This window comes from Desulfovibrio sp. UIB00 (assembly GCF_022508225.1).
Classification (GTDB): Bacteria; Desulfobacterota; Desulfovibrionia; order Desulfovibrionales; family Desulfovibrionaceae; genus Desulfovibrio.
Window position 1 is genome coordinate 314,807 of record NZ_JAETXJ010000003.1, and the last position, 17,931, is coordinate 332,737.

Sequence of the window (17,931 nt, forward strand, 5' to 3'; positions counted from 1 at the left end):
ACCTTAACGAATACCTTTTCCTAAAGCGTATGCCTGCGCTCAAGGCTGCCTGTGCATCGTGCGCAGAAGTTGCCTCATCATACAAAATCCTTCTGCAGTCAGCCTCCATGTTTGAAGCAAGCAAAGTGGTCTGAGCGAATGCCTTGATATACTGTCAAAAATTCCTCTCCGGAGAGGGAAAATTTTTCCCTTGGGAATTCTAATCTTATAACTATTTAAATTATAACAATTTTTTTTATTGGCACATGGATTGCATCTTGGCGAGTACAGCTTAGTAACCACCAGGAGGTGTCCCATGTCTTTGGTCATTAACCATAATATGATGGCCGACAACACGGCCAGAAATTTAAACGCGCATTACTCGGCACTGGGAAAATCCATGCAGCGCTTGTCGTCTGGTCTTCGCGTCAACAGCGCCGCTGATGATGCCGCAGGACTGGCAATTCGAGAACTGCAACGCGCCGACATAACCACCCTGCATCAGGGTGCGCGTAACGCGAATGACGCTATCTCCATGATCCAGACCGCCGACGGCGCGCTTGGCATCATCGACGAAAAGCTCACGCGCATGAAGGAACTGGCGGAACAGGCTGCCACCGGCACCTATGATTCCACGCAGCGCCTGATGATCGAGTCCGAGTACCAGGCAATGGCTTCGGAAATTACCCGTATCGCCAACGCCACCGATTTCAACGGCATCCACCTGTTGAACGGCACGTTGTCCTCTGACACGCACGATGGCAGCGGCATGACGTCTTCAGGCAAGCTGAAGGTTCACTTTGGCACCGGCAACGATTCCGCAGAAGACTATTACTATATCACCATCGGCAGCACCACCGCGTCTTCCCTTGGTATTGGCAACCAAGCCATCGACAACGCTACCAACGCCTTGCGCGCGGGCGGCACAGTTTCCACGCAGCAGGCCGCGCAGCAGTCGCTTGAGGCCATCACGAAGGCCATTGTGTCCAAGGATAAAATCCGCGCGCACCTTGGCGCGGTGCAGAACCGTCTGGAAAATACGATTACCAACCTGAATACCCAGGCTGAAAATCTCCAGGCTGCTGAATCCCGTATTTCCGACGTGGACGTTGCGACAGAAATGACGTCCTTTGTCCGCAACCAGATTCTCACCCAGTCTGCGGTGGCCATGTTGTCGCAGGCCAACTCCTTGCCGCAGATGGCCATGAAGCTTATCGGCGGTTAGGCCATCATAAACTAGGCTGTGGTGGACCAAAGATGGGAGGCCCGGGGGCTGTGCCCCCGGGCCGGGACAATCCCGATTATGCCCGCATGCTTTGCGGCGGCATATTGGGGATTTGTCAGTTCTTTTTTGGTATTGCAGTAGATTCAAGAACGGCAAGCGCCTGCTGGGCGGCATTTTGTTCCGCCTTTTTGCAGCTGCTGCCAGTGGCGGCAAATTCGGTTCCATCCGGCAACCGCAAGGCTATCTCAAAAATTTTGGCATGCTCCGGCCCCTGGCTGCCCATGCGGGTATAGAGCGGCGCTTCGCCAAAGCGCTGTTGCGAAGCTTCCTGAAGCCTGGTCTTATAATCCTTGGGCATGGTCTTGCTTGCAGCCGTGGGCCAGCGGTCGGCAAAAAGCCGCGCTACCACGTTCTGGGCTGCAGCAAAACCGCCGTCCTCATACACGGCGGCGAGCACTGCCTCCAGCGCATCGCTCAACACGCCATCGCGATTGCGGCCCCCCTGACTTTCTTCTCCCCGTCCCAGTTTCAGCAAGGTAACAAGCCCAATCTTTCGTGCCCGCTCCGCAAGGCTTACGGTGCTCACCAGATGCGCCCGCATCTTGGTCAACTCGCCTTCGCGTGCGTCAGGAAACCGCCTGAACAACTGGGCAGAGACGCACAGTTCAAGCACGGCATCGCCTAAAAATTCAAGGCGTTCGTTATGGTTTTGCCCTGTGCCGCATTCATTGGCCCACGAGCTGTGCGTCAGGGCAAGATCCAGCAGCGCGGGCTTTGTAAAGACATACCCGAGCACTGGTTCCAGCACTTTGGCCGCTGCTGCGGGGTCTGTATTGATGGGTGCGTCAAAATTCTGCATGTCCGTACTGTAGTCATTTCAAAACTGTTGGCAACATAAAATACCTTGACATGCGTTGCGCCAATGCCTAGGTAAAACCAACGACTACCGAGGAGTTGAGCATGGCTTATGATATCCGTTTGATGAAGCTGGTGACGGGCGAACTGATCATCGGCAAGTATGACGCCGACAAGGACTGCCTTAACGAGGTGGCCACCCTTCAGACTGTCCCCACCCAGCAGGGTGTGCAGATGATGCTGTTGCCCTACGGCTATCCCTTTGAACCTGATTTTACGGGCAGCATTGAGGGAAAAAATTTCCTCTACCGCTATGCCAACACCCCCAAGGAACTGCAGGACAAGTACATTGAAGCCTGCACCAATCTGACCGTGGCCGGCGGCCTCGGCAAGATGCAGTTCAGCTCCGAACCCTTTGGCGGTTCCGGCAGCGGCCTGATCAAGTAATTACAAGAAGAACTCTTGCAGCAAACCCCTTTGCGCCAGGCGGCTTTGCCGACTTTAACGGCGCAATACCCGAGAAACGGGGTTTGCTATCACTCTTGGGGCGGCGCAAAACGCCGCCCTTTTTGCACCCTTCGCCTTTTCTCCAACCCACACAAGGATAGACATGCGCCCACTGCTGCCCCTATTGCCCAAACCCAGCCGCTATGCGGGCATTGAGGACAACGCCTGCCGTAAGAACCCCGAAGACGTACGCCTGCGCGTGGCCCTGGCCTTTCCCGATACCTATGATGTGGGCATGTCCTACCTTGGGCAAAAAATTCTTTACAATATCGTCAACAGCGAACCCCGCTGGTGGGCAGAACGCGTCATGGCTCCTGAAAAGGAAGCCGCAGATATCTTGCGCACCCACAATACGCCTCTTGCCACGCTGGAATCAGACACGCCCCTAGGCAGCATGCACTGCCTGAGCTTTTCCATCACGCACGAGCTCTGCTATACAAATGTGCTCTACATGCTTGATCTGGCGGGCATTCCACTACGCACGGCAGACAGGCCGCAGAGCCTCACCCAATGCCCCCTGGTTATTGCTGGCGGCGGCGCGCTGCTGAGCGCGGAACCGCTGACCCCCTTTGTGGATATCATGGTGCTCGGCGATGGCGAAGAAAGCCTGCCGGACGTGCTGCGCATGCTCGAAAAAGCTCTGGATCAGGGCTGGACGCGCGATGAAATGCTGCTGCAATCGCGCACCATTCCCGGCGTATACGTGCCGTCCCTTTTCCAGCAGGAATTTGACGCCACAGGCGCGCCCGTGTTCCCGCTCAAGCCCCTGCGCGATGACTATCAGCGTCCCACGAGGCGCATTGTGGCCGATCTCAACAATGCGGCCTACCCCACGCGGCAGGTTGTGCCTGTGGGCGCGGTGCACAATCGCCTTTCGCTCGAAATTGCGCGCGGCTGCACACGCGGCTGCCGTTTTTGCCATGCGGGCATGGTTTACCGCCCTGTGCGCGAGCGCTCGCTCGACAATATCAATGAACTCCTGAGCAAATGCCTGAACGAAACGGGCTTTGACGAAATTTCCTTCCTTTCTTTGAGTACGGGCGATTTTTCCGCATTGAAGACCCTGAGCTTCGGCGTGCTTGACCGCTGCGCCCGCGAGCAGATCAGCCTTTCCCTGCCCTCGCTGCGCGTTGGCTCCATTGATGACGAAATCATTGAGCGCATGGCCGATCTGCGCCGCACTGGCGTGACGCTGGCCCCCGAGGCTGGCAGCCAGCGCCTGCGCGATGTCATCAACAAGGGCGTTACCGAAGAAGGCCTGCTGCTGCACGCGCAGAAGCTGGTCGAACACGGCTGGCGGCTTGTGAAGCTCTATTTCATGATCGGCCTGCCCACAGAAACGGATGAAGATCTGTCGGCCATTGCGGATATCTGCCGCAAGGTGCGCGATGCCGCCGGTCGCGGCAATCCCCGCTTACAGGTGACAGCCGCCCTCTCGCCCTTTGTGCCCAAACCATTCACGCCCTTCCAGTGGGTGCCGCAGATCGGGCAGGATGAAATCCAGCGCCGCGTCAATCTGGTGCGGACGCAGTTCAAGGGGCAGAAGTTCCTCAAGCTGCGCTGGCACGAACCCGCCATGAGCCACCTAGAGGGAGTTTTGTCGCGCGCAGACCGCCGTATGGCCGACGTGGTGGAAAAGGCCTACCGCAAGGGTGCGGTCTTCACGAGCTGGATGGAACATTTTTCTCTGCCGCCCTGGCTTGAAGCCCTTGAAGAATGCGGCATCAGCGCGCAGGAATGCACCGGCCCGCGCGAACCCGGCGCGGCCCTGCCATGGAGCCACCTTGAAGCTGGCATTTCCGAGGAATTTCTGTTGCGTGAACGTGAACGCGCCCTGACGGAAAAAATTACCGACGACTGCCGCTACGGCGCGTGCCGCCAGTGCGGCGCCTGCGACACCAAGGCTGGCCCCTCACGCATGCAACACGCATCCGCCCCGGCAGACTCGGACGAACCAGGCCAGCCCCTGCACCGCAACAGGCTTATTTTGCCGCAGCGCGACCAGATGGCCCACGCGCCCACCCTGGACGAGGAAGGCCGCCTTGTATGTCGTCCGCAAACCAGCCGCCCGCCCAAGATCACGGCGGAGCTGACCGTCAAGGCGGCCCAGTACCGCCTGTGGCACAGCAAGGCCGGGGGTAGCGCATATTTGAGCCAGCTTGAATTGCAGGCCGTGCTTGACCGCGCTCTGCGCAGGGCTGCCATGCCTCTGGCATTTTCGCAGGGTTTCCACCCCATGCCCTTGCTCTCCTTTGGCCGTGCGCTGCCTGTGGGCGTGGAAAGCCAGGCGGAGTGGTTTGCCCTTACACTTCACAAAAATTTGCCGCCGGAAGAAGTTGCCGCGCGCCTGGCCCCCCTGCTGCCCCCCGGCATGAACGTTCTGCGGGTGGAACCTGTGGAAAAAAGCCGCCGCACAGAACAGGCCGTTGCCGAGGCCTTTACCCTGCGCATGCCCACTCAGGAAGAAACAGCAGATGCGGCCAGCTGTTTTGCCGAATTTGCAAAGCTGCCCGAGCGCATGTTTACCCGCGATACCAAGAAAGGCCCGCGCACAGCAGATATCCGACTGATGTTGCGCGACTGGTCTACAGAGACCAATGCAGCGGGTCAGGTGGAGGCCGTGACATTTGTGGCAGACTGGAGTAACGGTTACTTGTCTCCTCTGGTTTTCTGCATGGCAGTGCTTGAAACCCTGGGAACACCCGAAATTCTGCGCCAGCGCATAGGCTTGCTTAAAACAGCGCAGATATTTGCGGATGGTCAATCCTATCCAGAGTAACCATATGCCGCATACGACACCAGCCTGATTCTTTTTTGGCGATTCGCTGACGCAAGGCGTTAACGATGGCCTCATGCCGGGCGGGTGGGTAAGCAGGCTGGCGGTGCTTGCGCACACAGCAGGCCTTTGCCCCATACCACGCGCCACCTTTTATAATCTGGGCGCACGGCGGCACGGCACGGCTGACATTGCCGCCCGCTGGCGGCAGGAGCTGGAAAACAGGCTTATACCCGGCATGAAGCCGCACCTTGTTTTTTGCGTGGGCGTGGTGGATATGGCTGCCCCAGGCGGCGGCCAGCCCGCAGACCCGGCATTGACGGCAGCACTGCTGCAACCCGTGCTGGAACAAGCGACGGCAACCGCACCCACACTGGTGATCAGCCCGCCGCCCGTTGCGGCAGCGGAAACGAACACCCGCATCGCGCAACTGTGCAAGCTGCAACAAATGCTGTGCGACCAGCGCGGCATTCCGTTTGCGCAGGTGCATGAGCTTTTGATAACCAATTCCGTCTATATGGACGATCTGAGCGATGGGCTGCACCCAGGATCACAGGGTTGCGCCCAGATGGCGCAAACGCTGCTGGCGCAGCAATGCGTAAGTGAATTCATGCGCGCCGCGCAGTAGGAGAACACAATGGGTTCATGTATTCCCTTTATTGACGAACAGCCTTTTGCAGAACGTGTCAAAACAATGGCTGATGACGAACTACTCGAAATCTGGGAAGAAACCCAGCAGCTTGAAAGCATGTTGTGCAATGCCTTGCACACAGACCTTGCCCTGGCTCCTGATTACGAAAAGGTCATTGTGGAGGAACTTTTTCTGCGGTCGAGCCGCCGGGTACGGCAGCAGTCGCTGGGCAAATAATTCTCTTTTTTCTGTTGATACGGCTCCTGCGCAATAGTGCCGGGGCCGTTTTTCTCATTGCGGCGTTTGCCTTGTAGTGCAGGTTCCCTGCGCGTGACAAAACGCGCCAACCAGTCATCCCGCCACAAGATAAAAGGCTTGCGCGCTTTCTGCAGCAGACAGCAGCCGCTGGCGCGCCTCCGCGTCTCCCCTCTTTTCCCGGTTCACCACGAGATCAAATGCAGTGTTTGACTGCGTCACCATTTAAAACAGGCCGAGCTTGCGCCCGGCCTGTTTTAAATACCCTTTCGGCATGTTGTCATAATCTGCTGACACGGCAACCAAGCAGCCAAGGTATACGTGGCTACGCTACGGATGCCGAAAACTGCGGGCGCAGTCAGAGAAATCGGCGCAGGCGCAAGCCTCCACACGCGACTCTGCTGGCAATGCCGCGCCAGATGCCGGGCTACGGGCTAGATGGAGGTCAGCAACTCCATGTCGTCGCCAGAAAGCAGCTTATCAAGGTCAAGCATGATAAGCAGACGATCCTGCAACTTGCCCACGCCGCTGATGTAGTCCGAGTCCACCCCGGCAACAACAGGCGGCGGCGGTTCCACCGTGCTTGCGGGTATGCGCAATACCTCGGAGACGGCATCGACAACAAAGCCCACGATGATGTTGTTGATTTCAATGACAATAATCCGCGTGTTTTTGTCATGCCCCTTGGGGGCAAGACCAAAACGCCGACGCAGGTCAATGATGGGGATCACCTTGCCGCGCAGATTGATGACGCCTTCCACAAATTCTGGAGCACGGGGCACCTTGGTGATTTCCATGGTGCGGATGATCTCCTGAACTTTCAGGATGTTCACCCCGAACTCTTCTTCACCGATGCTGAACGTCACCAGTTGCAGAAGTTCGTCTTCCTGTTTTTTTTGACTCAGATCCATGTCTGCTCCCTTGTCGCAAGTAGGCCGCAGTCGTGTGCAGAAAAATTACATGAGGGACAACCGTTGGGCCGTGGACCTCTTTTCCATTTCAAGCACTGCTGTATGGTCACACATTAGACAATATCGGCAGGGCAGTAAAGAACCATAGGGCAATCTACGAAAAAGGCCATTATTTTTCATAAGTTTCGTTCAGGGCCTGCTCAAGTGTCCGGGCGCTATACACATCGCGCAACACAAGCGGCTGCCCGGCCTCATCCCCGGCGGGGAAAATGGCTGTGAGCGGAATACTTTTGCTGCCCAAAGCGTCCAGCAGGCGCACCGCATAGGCATTGGCGTTGGTCAGGTCCACGCGTACGAGTTCCATGCCGTACCGGGCCTGAAGTTTGCGCATGCGCTCGTCCGTCAGCACTGTGGCTTCCATAAATTTACAGTTGGGGCACCAGTTGGCGGTAAACTCAAGCAGCATGGGCTTTTTGCCAAGATTGGCCTCAAAAGCCTCCGGCGTGAATTGTCGCCATTGGGGCAGGGGCGCAACCGGGCGCAGCACCCAGAACACAGACGCCACAAGCAGGCCCACGCCCAGCACGCCCATGATCTTGCGCCTCAGGGGCGGCGCGGTTATGCCGCAATACTGCCCCCACAGCCAGGCGCAGAGCGAAAGCACCAGTAACACGGTGAGCACTTGCATATGCCGCTCAACAGGCAGCACAGAAAGCAGGTAAAGCGCTGTGCCCATGAGCATAAAGCCCACTATGCGCTCAAATACGTGCATCCATGCTCCGGGTTTTGGCAAAATACGCGCCAGATCGGGCCAGATGCAAAACAGGATGTACGGCAGGGCCATGCCCAGCCCCACAGCCCAAAAAACCACAACAACTATGATGAGCGGTTGGGTAAAAGCCCAGCCCAGCACACCGCCCAGCAGTGGGCCGCTGCAAGGCGTGGCCAGAAAGGTCGAAACAAGCCCCGTAAAATATGCCTGCAAGCAGGGATTTTTGCTGTTGGCCCCGGTCTTGAGGTCAATAACCGGCAGACTGAACACGCCAAGAGTGGACAATCCCATCAAAAAGACCACCAACAGCATGACCATGAGCACAGCCTGATTTTGATAAAGCTGCCCCCACATGAGGTCTGCAAGCCCCAGCACAAGGGCCAGCGCGCTGAACAGCGTCATGACCCCAGCTGCAAAGCAGAGGTTGTGCTGCCGAAAGCGCTTGAGCCCGGCGGCATCACGCCCGCCAACCATGAGCAGCCCGCTGACCTTGAAGGTAAGTACCGGCAGCACGCAGGGCATGGCGTTGAGCAGCAGGCCTGCGAGTATGCCAAACAGCAGGGCCTTGCCCAAGCCGGAAATTTCCATGGAATCATCAAGAAAACGCGGCGAAAGGCGCACGTCAAAACCATCCGGCGGCGGCAGTTTTTCCATGCCTTCCTCTGCCCATCCACTGGTGGTGGCCTGCGCGGACTCCCTGGCCCACGCATCGCCCGCCGCATCATCGTTGCCGTCCTCCTCCGCCGGGGTTGCTGGCGGCACCGCAGGCGCGCGACGCTGCAATTCCTGCCACTGTACGCGCCAGGGCATGCCGCTGAGGGGCGCGGATTCGCGCGCAACCACGCCCGACACTTGTTCATTGACGGGCATGCACTTACGGCTGGAGCACAAAAGCATGCTCAAATCAGCCACAAAGGGCTTTCCCGCAGCATCTGCCGGCAAGGGGATGTAAAAGGTCACGTTGCCTTCGTACACGTTCACAGTGGCCGCTGGATCGTAATAATCGCGCTGAACTGCTCCATCAGGGTAATAGACTGGCAAAGCCCGCCCCCCTGCTACAGAAAAAGCCACAGTGGTGGGTCTGCCCGCCTCGCCCGGTTCGTGCCCGTAGGCGTGAAATTCCGCAGGAATAACAATATGCAGCGCAGCAATCAGGTTTTGCCCGTCGCGGGCAGTTTCAAGCCTTGGTTGCAGATCCTCGGCCCGCGCCCCAAAACTCATAAAAACAGCGGTGCACAGCACTACGAGGCCTGCACACAGTGCTCTCCAGACCGGGGCAAGCGGCATGGCGGAAGCTACGGCCAGTTTGTCATATTTCAATGCATTGTCTCTTTTTAGCTGATTTTTTTCAAATTGCTTGACAGGCAGGGCCGCATGAGCGTAAACACCTTTTCACGCAATGCGGGTCATTAGCTCAATTGGTAGAGCAGCTGACTCTTAATCAGTTGGTTCGGGGTTCGAGTCCCTGATGGCCCACCAGAAAATTCAGGTTCGCGGTTCAACCGCGAACCTTTTTTTGTTGTTGCTTTATGTTTTTTCATGGCGTTCACCTGTTGCAAGACAATAGCCGCTCCTCGAAGGCAAGTCTAGACAAGCGCTTTTCGGTCACGCCACTTGTGAAAACCGCAGCTTACGGCCTTTCTTGTTCGCATTTGCCTGCTACAGCCATTTGCCAGCCCATCACAGGCAGATTCTGCCCCTTCTGCTGCCGATTTTTCCTAACAGTCTTGCAAGGATAAATATTCCCGGCAACACCGGGCCTGAAGCCTGATGGCAGGTGCAGACGCTACGCCGCAGTTACGGATTTATTGCCGAAGCACGTAATAAGTCACTCTTTCATCTTTCTGCTTGTGCCAAAAAAAATTTTCAACAACTTGCCGAGCGCTGCCCAATTTGTTCGACTGGCTACGCCCCCCCCTGCCCCAAACCAAAGCATCACGCCGCAAAAAACAAGGCCCGCTGGACATGCCGACCCCAGAGGGACGCGCACGCCAAGCGGGCCTTTACAGCCTGAAAACGATGCCAGAGCGTTATTTGCTCATGCTGGGAGGCAGATGCTTACTCTGCTTTTTCAGCTTGTAGCCCAGCCATACAAAGGCAATCCAGATGGGGGCAAGCATTACCGCAAGGCTTTCGCCAATAATCACGAGGACAACAAGCACCATAACCATAACCAGCAGGCACAGGTAGTTGGTGAAAGGATGCCAAGGCGCCTTGAAATGAACGAGTTCGCCAGCTCGAACCATGGCAGCGCGGAACTTGAGGTGCGTCAGGCTGATCATGGCCCAGTTAATGACCAGAGCGGCCACAACAAGCGACATGAGCAGGCCAAGAGCCTTGCCGGGGATGGCGTAGTTGATGATGACGCAGATCAGCGTGGCAAGAGAAGAAATAAGCAGGGCGTACACCGGCACGCCGCGAGCGCTGACAGTGCCTAATGCCTTGGGGGCGTTGCCCTGAAGGGCCAGACCAAACAGCATGCGGCTGTTGCAGTACACGCAGCCGTTGTAGACGGAAAGGGCCGCAGTGAGCACCACAAAGTTCAGCGCATGCGCGGCAAAAGGAATGCCGATGAGGTCAAAAATCTGCACAAAGGGGCTGGCCACCATGGCCTGGGCCCAGTGGCTCTTGTCCACGGGTGCGCCAAGCTGGCTCCAGGGGTGCAGGGTCAGCAGCACAAGCAGCGCGCCGATGTAAAAAATAAGAATGCGGTAGATGATCTGGTTCACAGCCTTGGGGATGGTCACGCGCGGATTGTCGGTTTCCGCAGCGGCAATGCCCACGAGCTCAAGCCCGCCGAACGAAAAGGCCACGACCGCCAGTGCGGTAAACACGCCTTCCCAGCCGTGGGGCAAAAAGCCGCCGTGCATCCACAGGTTGCTCACCGCCGCATCAGGGCCAGCATGACCGCTGAACAGCAAAAAAGACCCCAGCAGGATCATGGAGACAATGGCCACAATCTTGATGGAGGCAAACCAGAATTCCATTTCGCCAAAAAGGCTCACATGGCAAAGGTTTACTCCGGTGATAAGCAGGAAGAAAAAGGCCGTGGTCTGCCATGGCTGAATACTGGGAAACCAGTATTGCACATATACGGCAACAGCCGACAGCTCGGACATGCCCACCAGAACATACAGAATCCAGTAGTTCCAGCCAGAGAGCAGACCGGGAAAATCACCCCAGTACTTGTGGGCAAGATTGCTGAAAGATCCGGCAACGGGTTCTTGCGCCATCATTTCGCCAAGCTGGCGCATGATCATGAAGGCAATGAAGCCGCCAAGCGAGTAGCTGATCAGAACAGCTGGGCCAGCCATCTGGATGGTGCCGGCCGAGCCAAGAAACAAGCCGGTGCCAATGGCTCCGCCCAGGGCAATGAGCTGTACATGCCTGTTTTTCAAGGCTCTTTTCAATTCTGGTGTTTCGTTTTTCATTTGCAGAAATTTGGCTATGCGGCCACTCCCCGCCAGAGTCGCCCTGTTGCACAAAACCCGGTATGCGGCCGGCCAATCCTCGTGTCGTTAAAAACGAAAGGCGGCTTCCACAACAAAACCGACCTTTCGCGCACATTCGCCTTTTGCCCGGTCAGCGGCAAACGGCTGACCCAACATTCCACAGGCCGCAACTCAGCCCGCCGCAGCTATTGGCACTGCGGTGGGCAAACTACGTATGCGGCCCTGCGCCTGACACAGTAACAAAACGCCGCTCGAAAACAAGCGGCGTTTTGCGTCAGGACAGTTATTTAGGCTGCTCTGCGGGGGTACCCGTACCGGAGCCGCCCTGTTCAGACACATCCCTGGCGTCAATGATCCTCACGCCAAACTCGGCCACGCCATCGGGCGGCGCGTAAAACAGCACCATAAACGGTACTTCGCCGCCGCGCGGCACATTGGTGTTGTTGGTGAGAATCTCAACCTTGTTGTTGAGGAAGGATTCCATTTCCTTCTCGCTCAGCACCTGGAGCTGAAAAAGTGAAAGCTGCACGCCGCCGAGCTGTTTTTTGACAGCCAGGGCTTTCTTGTCCTTGTCGTAGATGGCGGCTTCAATGGTAATAAGTTCCTTTGGCTGGGGAAACTCGTTAACCACCCTGCCCTCTATCACAAAAACCTTGCCCACCTTTTCATTATCAACATAATACTGCCGCACATTGCGCATGGTCAGCAGTTCGACCTGCTTGGCAATTTCCTGCTCACTAGGCTGCTTGGCAGCATTCTTGAGCGAATAATAATACCAGCCGCCGCCTGCACAGGCCAGCACCAGCACAAAAATCAGCGCCAGTTTGACCAGTGGCAGCTTCTTTTTGATGGGCATTTCCGGCAGCGGCCCCTGTTCGGCCAGGGGAACTTCCGGCTCATAGGTGAAAACCGTCTTGCAGACCGAGCAACGCAGCTTGACGCCCGGCTTGGCAAGCTGATCCGGCAAATTGAAGCGGCTACCGCAATTGGGACACTTTATTTCCATGCCATTACTCCAAAACCTACCGGCTGCCGGAGCCGGGAAAAGCCTATTCGGGAATCACTTCAAACACGCCGGGCAACATACGGTAATGCTCGGCGTAGTCCAGGCCATAGCCCACAATGAACCCCTGGTTCAGCTTGAAGCCCGCAAAATCGACCTTGACGTCAACTTCCCGGCGTTCATCCTTGTCCACCAGTGCAGCCAGACGCAGACTGCGCGCCTTGCGCGCCGCAAACTGCCCGAGCAGAAAACGCATGCTGTGCCCGCTGTCCACGATATCTTCAACAATCAGCACATGCTTGTCGCAAATGTCAATCTCCACATCTTTGCTGAAGATCACATGCTTGGAGCTGGAAGACCCTTTGCCATAACTGGACAAACGGACAAAATCCAGTTCCAGATTTTTGTTTTGCAAAAATCGAACCAGATCACTAAAAAACATGAAGCCACCCTTGAGCACACACACTGCCACCATCGGCTCATCACCGTACTCGGCGTTGATCTCTGCGGCCAGTTCCTGGATCCGGGCTGCAATCTGTTCCGGCGTGAATACCGGTTTCAGTTCTTTTACCTTGATGTCGTTAGCCTTGGACATGCACCTCTCCTACGTCCTTTGCAGCGGAATCCAGTTCAAAATAGACGGCTGTTTCGTCGCAGTTGGGGTACTTGGCGCAGTGCACGCAGTCGGCCCAGATTTTTTGCGGCAAAACATCCTTGTCCACAACCCTGAAACCCAGGCGGGCGAAAAACGCCTCCTGGTATGTAAGCGCAAACACTTTCTGAATATGCAGATCGCGGCATTCACTAAGGCAGGCGTCGACAAGCTCCCTGCCTGTTCCCAGGCGGCGGACGTCTTCACGCACCACAAGCGAGCATATTTCGGCCAGGTCTTCCCACACAGGGGCAAGGGCGCAGCAGCCCACTATCTCGCCAGCAGTATTTTCTGCAACCATAAAGTTGCGCACATGTCCATAAAGATGGATCAGCGCGCGGGGCAGCAAAAGCCCTTTCTGGGCGCATTGCAGCAAAAGCCCATGCATGGACTTTACATCGTCCATGTGGGCCTTGCGCACCACAAGGGTATTTTCCATTATTTCTGTTCCAGCAGCTTTTTAAAGACCATTTCGACCATTTCTGCGTCCGCCATGCCGGGTTCAGAAAGAATGAGCTGACCATCCTTGCTGTAGAAGGCATTGTGCGGAATCTGCGAAATCTTGAACGCCCGCGCCACTTCGCGGTCAGCGACAAAGACGGGGTATGTCATCTTCATCTTTTCCACAAAGGGGGGCACAACCTTGGAGTCTTCATCAAGGGAGATGCTCACAATAAGCACGTCTTTTTCCGCGTACTTTTTGCGAACGTTGACAAGTTCGGGGATTTCAACGCGGCACGGAGGGCACCATGTGGCGAAGAAATTGAGCATGATGACCTTGCCCTTGTTTTTGGCAAGCATATCCGTCAGCCCGGCCAAATTCAGGGTAGGAACCGATGACGAGGCCGCCAGCGCCGAGCACGGCAAAGCCAGACACAGCAATAAGGCCAGGATGAGTTTCTTCATAGTTTACCCGAAGTTTTGAATGAGGAGCAAAGGCCGCGCCAGGGCGCGGCTAAACAAACTGCTTGGCGGCCTTTACCGCACCTACGGCGTCAGCGCAATACGCATCTGCGCCGATGGCATCGGCAAAAGCCTGCGTAACGGCAGCCCCGCCCACCAGTACCTTGATGGGCAAAGCGCGCTCCCTGACGATTTTGATGGTGTCTTCCATGCGAACCATGGTGGTGGTCATCAATGCCGACAAGCCGATGATACGCGCGTTGTGCTTGAGTGCGCAAGCAACAATGGCTTCTGCCGGAACGTCCTTGCCCGCGTCCACCACGTCAAAGCCGTGGTTGCCGAGCAGCAGCGAAACAATGTTCTTGCCAATATCATGGATATCGCCTTCTACCGTGGCCATCACTACGACAGGGCGCGTTTCCGGACCGCGCCCGGCCTCCAGCAAAGGCTTGAGATACGCAAAAGCCGTCTGCATGGTTTCTGCCGCGCGGATGAGCTGGGGCAAAAAATACTCCCGCCGTTCATAGCGCGCGCCCACTTCCGTGATAGCCGGAATGAGCGTTTCCTGCACAAGGGTAAAGGGGTCGGCTCCCGCGTCAAGCTCTGCCATAAGCAGAGTCAGCACATTTTCCTTGTCGCCGTTGAGCACGGCTTCGGCAAGGGTTTTGGCCGCAGCCCCGCCGCCCTGGCGCACCTGCACGGATCCTTCGCCGGGCTTCCAGCCGGAATAGGAGGCTATAAACGAGGATGCGTGGGCATCGTGGTTGCACAGCACCTTGAGCGCGTCTGCCGCCTCGCGCAGCCGCTGGGCAGAGGGGTTGGCGATGCACGATGTAAGCCCCGCGCCAGCCGCAAGGGAAAGAAACGTGGAATTAAGCAGTTCGCGCGCCGGCAGGCCGAAAGAAAGATTTGAAAGGCCAAGCGTTGTGGGCAGGCCATTGGCAGCGCACCAGCGCGTCATTTCCAGACACTGGAGGGCGCTGTCCGCGCTGGAGGATACAGCCAGCGCCAGAATATCCACCATCATCAGCCGTCGTGAAATGCCCATGCCCTCGGCCCTTTCGATCAGGCTCTCCACCGTGCTGATGCGCTCTGCGGCTTTTTCCGGCAGATGCGCCCCCTGGAGGGGCAGCAGAATAAAGGGCGCGCCAAAATCGCGGCACAAGGGGCCGAGCGCTTCCATGCGACCAGTCTCGCCGCTGATGGAATTCACCAGAAACGAACCAGGACAGTACGGCAATGCGTTGGCAATGGCATCCGCATTGGAAGAATCTATGGAGAGCGGCAGGGGCAGCCGCCCCACAAGACGCTGCACCAGTTCGGGCAAAAGCTGGGTTTCGTCCACCAGGGGCGCGCCCACGTTCACGTCAAGCACAGTGGCCCCGGCATCCACCTGAGCATCGGCAAGTTGCATGGCAACGTCAAAAGCTCCAGCCTGAAGCTCCTGCGTAAGAGCTTTTTTCCCCGTGGGGTTGATGCGTTCGCCAATGATGGTCAGGGGCTGGCCCACAGCGATGCGCACCATCTGGGAGCGGTTGGTCAGGCAGATGCCCTTGCGCGATACCGTGGGGGGCGTGACGCTGTCCATGCCGCGCAAGGCCTGCGCAAGCGCCGCCAGATGAGCGGGCGTTGTGCCGCAGCAGCCGCCAAGTATGCGCGCGCCAAGGTGGGCGAAGGGGGCGGTTTTTTGCGCAAAATCTTCCGGCCCAAGAGGGAACACGGTTTCGTTGCCGCGCAGCTCGGGCAAACCGGCATTGGGTTCGGCCATGACCGGGCATTCGCACACGCTGAGCAGTTCCTGCACCACTGGCAGCATCTGATCCGGCCCGAGGCTACAGTTGGTGCCGACCACATCCACGCCCATGTTCTGCATGGTTTCGGCAAAAATTGCGGGGGTAGAGCCGGTAAGGCTCACGCCCTGTTCAAAAGTCATGGAGACCATGATGGGCAGGTCGCATTCCTGCCGGGCAGCCACCACGGCAGCTCTTGCTTCGGCAAGGTCGAACTGTGTTTCAATAAATATGAGGTCGGCCCCGCCCGCCACAAGCCCGCGAATCTGATTGGCAAAGGCCGCGATAAGATCGCGCGGTTCCACAGGGCCGAGGGGCTTGGCAAAATGCCCAGTGGGGCCCACATTGCCCGCCACAAAGACAGGGCGGCCAGCCTGCGCGGCGGCTTCTTTGGCAATTTCGACCATGCGCCGGTTGAACGAAAAAACGTCCAGACTTTTTGGCAGCTTGTAAATATTGCCGCCAAAGGTGCACGACGTCAGCAGATCAACGCCCGCGTCCAGATAGGCCTTGTGGATGCCGCGCAGGGTGTCGGGGTTTGCCATGCAAAATTCTTCGGGAGTCGCGCCGGCGGGCATGCCCGAGGCCTGAAGCATGGTACCCATGGCACCGTCGAGCAAAAGAGGCCTGCCAAGGCCGAGGGCTTGTCGAAATGTCATCGTCGTCTCGCTCTGTTCCCAGCACAGTCGCCGCAAGCCAAAGTGCACCTTTGCCTTCCGCCTGCAATACCTGTATGCTGGGGCTTCCGTTGTTTGAGGCCGCTGATTCCGTAAGGATTTTGCGAACCGGAACATGCGGGCCGAACCGGGGCTGAACGCCGCCGGGGCCGCGAAAACGCGCCGCGCATTAAACCCGGCAGGCCTTTTACTACTGAAAAACACTGAAAAGAACAAACCAAAACTATAGCATTAAACATTGCGGCCCGTTGAAGGCAGCGATGCTCAGACATAAATATCATGAAAAAAGATAGTCCGATAGCTCCCAAAAACCCGCGCAGCGCGCAAAAAGCGGAAGAAACCGAAATTTCCTCGCCTGAGGTGGAAATTCTGGATGCTCCCCCTTCGCGCAAGCGGACACCCCCTGCCGGGGCCGCCACACGTAGCGCTGCCACCAAGGCGCGCACCCGTTCGACCGAAGGCAAGGCCGCCAAGCAGAGCATTCTTGATGTGGATGGCTCCGCCGTGCGCGAGGTTCCAGCAGATTCCGTATCTGACGATCAGGACGATGACGATGCGATTGCTGATTCTGCGGAAGATGTGGACGTTGAGCTGGACGCCAGCGATCATGACCTCGACCCCATTGTTCTTGAAGACGACCATGAGGGCCTGCCTGCGCCGTCCACAACGCGCCTGCCTGCAGTTGGCCCGCGCGACAGCCTGCACCTTTACCTGCGCGAAGTAAGCCGCTTCCCCCTGCTCAAGCCGGATGAAGAACACGAGCTTGCCTTGCGTGTGCGCGACCACAACGATGCGGACGCGGCCTTTCGGCTTGTTTCATCGCATCTGCGGCTTGTGGTGCGCATTGCCATGGACTTTCAGCGCAGATGGATGCAGAACGTGCTCGACCTCGTACAGGAGGGCAATGTGGGGCTCATGCGTGCGGTCAACAAATTTGACCCCGACAAGGGCATCAAGTTTTCGTACTATGCTTCGTTCTGGATCAAGGCCTACATACTCAAGTTCATCATGGACAACTGGCGCATGGTCAAGATCGGCACCACCCAGGTGCAGCGCAAGCTGTTCTACAATCTGAACCGCGAGCGTCAAAAGCTGATCATGCAGGGCTTTGACCCCGATGCGGCCATGCTTTCCGAGCGCCTCGGCGTTACGGAAGACCAGATCAACGAGATGGATCAGCGCCTTGCCTCCACCGACATGTCGCTGAACGTGCCTGTGGGCGAGGATGCCGGAGGCGCAACGCGCATGGACTTTTTGCCCGCGCTCGGCCCCGGCATTGAAGACAGCCTTGCCAGCGATGAAATCGCCGGGCTTGTGCGCAGCAAGCTCAAGACCATACTGCCCAAGCTGAACGAAAAAGAGCTGTATATTCTGCAAAACCGCCTGCTCACGGATGAACCTGTAACCTTGCGCGAGATAGGCGAACGGTATAACGTCACGCGGGAACGAGTCCGCCAGCTTGAGGCGCGGTTGCTGGAAAAGATCCGGCAGCATCTAGCTGTGGATATCAAAGACTTTTCAGACACATGGATACAATCCTGAT

At 57.2% G+C, this 17,931-nt stretch carries 15 protein-coding genes, 1 tRNA gene and 1 pseudogene; 8 read left to right on the forward strand and 9 right to left on the reverse strand.

Annotated features, from left to right (window positions below; genetic code table 11):
• Positions 1–295 precede the first annotated feature (295 nt).
• Positions 296–1,204 carry a flagellin gene (locus tag JMF94_RS06950; protein WP_240824431.1) on the forward strand — a complete coding sequence of 303 codons (909 nt, stop codon included), beginning with the start codon at positions 296–298 and terminating at the stop codon, positions 1,202–1,204.
• Between the two features lie 115 nt (positions 1,205–1,319).
• Here JMF94_RS06950 and rnc read toward each other — a convergent pair whose 3' ends face one another.
• Entirely contained in the window at positions 1,320–2,063 is a 744-nt protein-coding gene (gene rnc / locus JMF94_RS06955) for a ribonuclease III (RefSeq protein WP_240824432.1), read from the reverse strand.
• 101 nt (positions 2,064–2,164) lie between these two features.
• Between rnc and JMF94_RS06960 the strand changes: the two genes are divergently transcribed.
• From JMF94_RS06960 to JMF94_RS06975, 4 genes and pseudogenes are all read left to right on the forward strand, one after another.
• Positions 2,165–2,506 carry a hypothetical protein gene (locus JMF94_RS06960; protein ID WP_192111886.1) on the forward strand — a complete coding sequence of 114 codons (342 nt, stop codon included), beginning with the start codon at positions 2,165–2,167 and terminating at the stop codon, positions 2,504–2,506.
• A gap of 163 nt (positions 2,507–2,669) precedes the next feature.
• Positions 2,670–5,345, forward strand: a complete 2,676-nt coding sequence (locus tag JMF94_RS06965) for a TIGR03960 family B12-binding radical SAM protein (RefSeq protein WP_240824433.1) — start codon at positions 2,670–2,672, stop codon at positions 5,343–5,345.
• Between the two features lie 40 nt (positions 5,346–5,385).
• Positions 5,386–5,970, forward strand: a pseudogene (locus JMF94_RS06970) (GDSL-type esterase/lipase family protein); the annotation flags it as partial.
• Positions 5,971–5,979: 9 nt separating this feature from the next.
• On the forward strand, positions 5,980–6,210 hold the full coding sequence (locus JMF94_RS06975; RefSeq protein WP_240824435.1) for a hypothetical protein: 231 nt from the start codon (positions 5,980–5,982) through the stop codon (positions 6,208–6,210).
• A gap of 452 nt (positions 6,211–6,662) precedes the next feature.
• Here the strand turns inward: JMF94_RS06975 and JMF94_RS06980 are convergent, their stop codons facing one another.
• Together JMF94_RS06980 and JMF94_RS06985 are read right to left on the reverse strand one after the other, a co-directional pair.
• Positions 6,663–7,139 (reverse strand): chemotaxis protein CheW, encoded by a 477-nt coding sequence (locus JMF94_RS06980; RefSeq protein WP_240824436.1) that lies wholly within the window; start codon positions 7,137–7,139, stop codon positions 6,663–6,665.
• 169 nt (positions 7,140–7,308) lie between these two features.
• Positions 7,309–9,231 (reverse strand): cytochrome c biogenesis protein CcdA, encoded by a 1,923-nt coding sequence (locus JMF94_RS06985; protein WP_240824437.1) that lies wholly within the window; start codon positions 9,229–9,231, stop codon positions 7,309–7,311.
• 83 nt (positions 9,232–9,314) lie between these two features.
• On the opposite strand from JMF94_RS06985, the gene JMF94_RS06990 reads away from it, so the two are divergent.
• A tRNA-Lys gene (locus JMF94_RS06990) sits at positions 9,315–9,390 on the forward strand.
• Between the two features lie 551 nt (positions 9,391–9,941).
• Here JMF94_RS06990 and JMF94_RS06995 read toward each other — a convergent pair.
• Complete coding sequence (locus JMF94_RS06995; protein WP_240824438.1) at positions 9,942–11,342, reverse strand: amino acid permease; 1,401 nt, start codon at positions 11,340–11,342, stop codon at positions 9,942–9,944.
• Between the two features lie 81 nt (positions 11,343–11,423).
• On the opposite strand from JMF94_RS06995, the gene JMF94_RS07000 reads away from it, so the two are divergent.
• Positions 11,424–11,603 (forward strand): hypothetical protein, encoded by a 180-nt coding sequence (locus tag JMF94_RS07000; protein WP_240824439.1) that lies wholly within the window; start codon positions 11,424–11,426, stop codon positions 11,601–11,603.
• Positions 11,604–11,646: 43 nt separating this feature from the next.
• On the opposite strand, the gene JMF94_RS07005 is transcribed toward JMF94_RS07000, so the two are convergent.
• Genes JMF94_RS07005 through JMF94_RS07025 form a run of 5 tightly spaced genes read right to left on the reverse strand, consistent with a single transcriptional unit; the run spans position 11,647 to position 16,370 of the window.
• Positions 11,647–12,369, reverse strand: coding sequence for a zinc-ribbon and DUF3426 domain-containing protein (locus tag JMF94_RS07005; protein WP_240824440.1), 723 nt, complete (start codon positions 12,367–12,369; stop codon positions 11,647–11,649).
• Positions 12,370–12,412: 43 nt separating this feature from the next.
• On the reverse strand, positions 12,413–12,961 hold the full coding sequence (gene hpt / locus JMF94_RS07010; RefSeq protein ID WP_240824441.1) for a hypoxanthine phosphoribosyltransferase: 549 nt from the start codon (positions 12,959–12,961) through the stop codon (positions 12,413–12,415).
• The gene (locus JMF94_RS07015) at positions 12,948–13,457 is read right to left on the reverse strand and encodes an N-acetyltransferase (protein ID WP_240824442.1); all 510 of its coding nucleotides are present in this window, start codon (positions 13,455–13,457) and stop codon (positions 12,948–12,950) included. Before JMF94_RS07015 ends, hpt begins: the two co-directional genes overlap by 14 nt.
• Entirely contained in the window at positions 13,457–13,924 is a 468-nt protein-coding gene (locus tag JMF94_RS07020) for a TlpA disulfide reductase family protein (protein ID WP_022659376.1), read from the reverse strand. The genes JMF94_RS07015 and JMF94_RS07020 overlap by 1 nt, the downstream gene beginning before the upstream one ends.
• A gap of 49 nt (positions 13,925–13,973) precedes the next feature.
• A complete protein-coding gene (locus JMF94_RS07025; protein WP_240824443.1) occupies positions 13,974–16,370 on the reverse strand; it encodes a homocysteine S-methyltransferase family protein in 2,397 nt (798 codons plus the stop codon).
• A 297-nt stretch (positions 16,371–16,667) separates the two neighbouring features.
• Between JMF94_RS07025 and JMF94_RS07030 the strand changes: the two genes are divergently transcribed.
• A complete protein-coding gene (locus tag JMF94_RS07030) occupies positions 16,668–17,930 on the forward strand; it encodes an RNA polymerase factor sigma-32 (RefSeq protein WP_240824444.1) in 1,263 nt (420 codons plus the stop codon).
• Position 17,931: the final 1 nt, after the last annotated feature.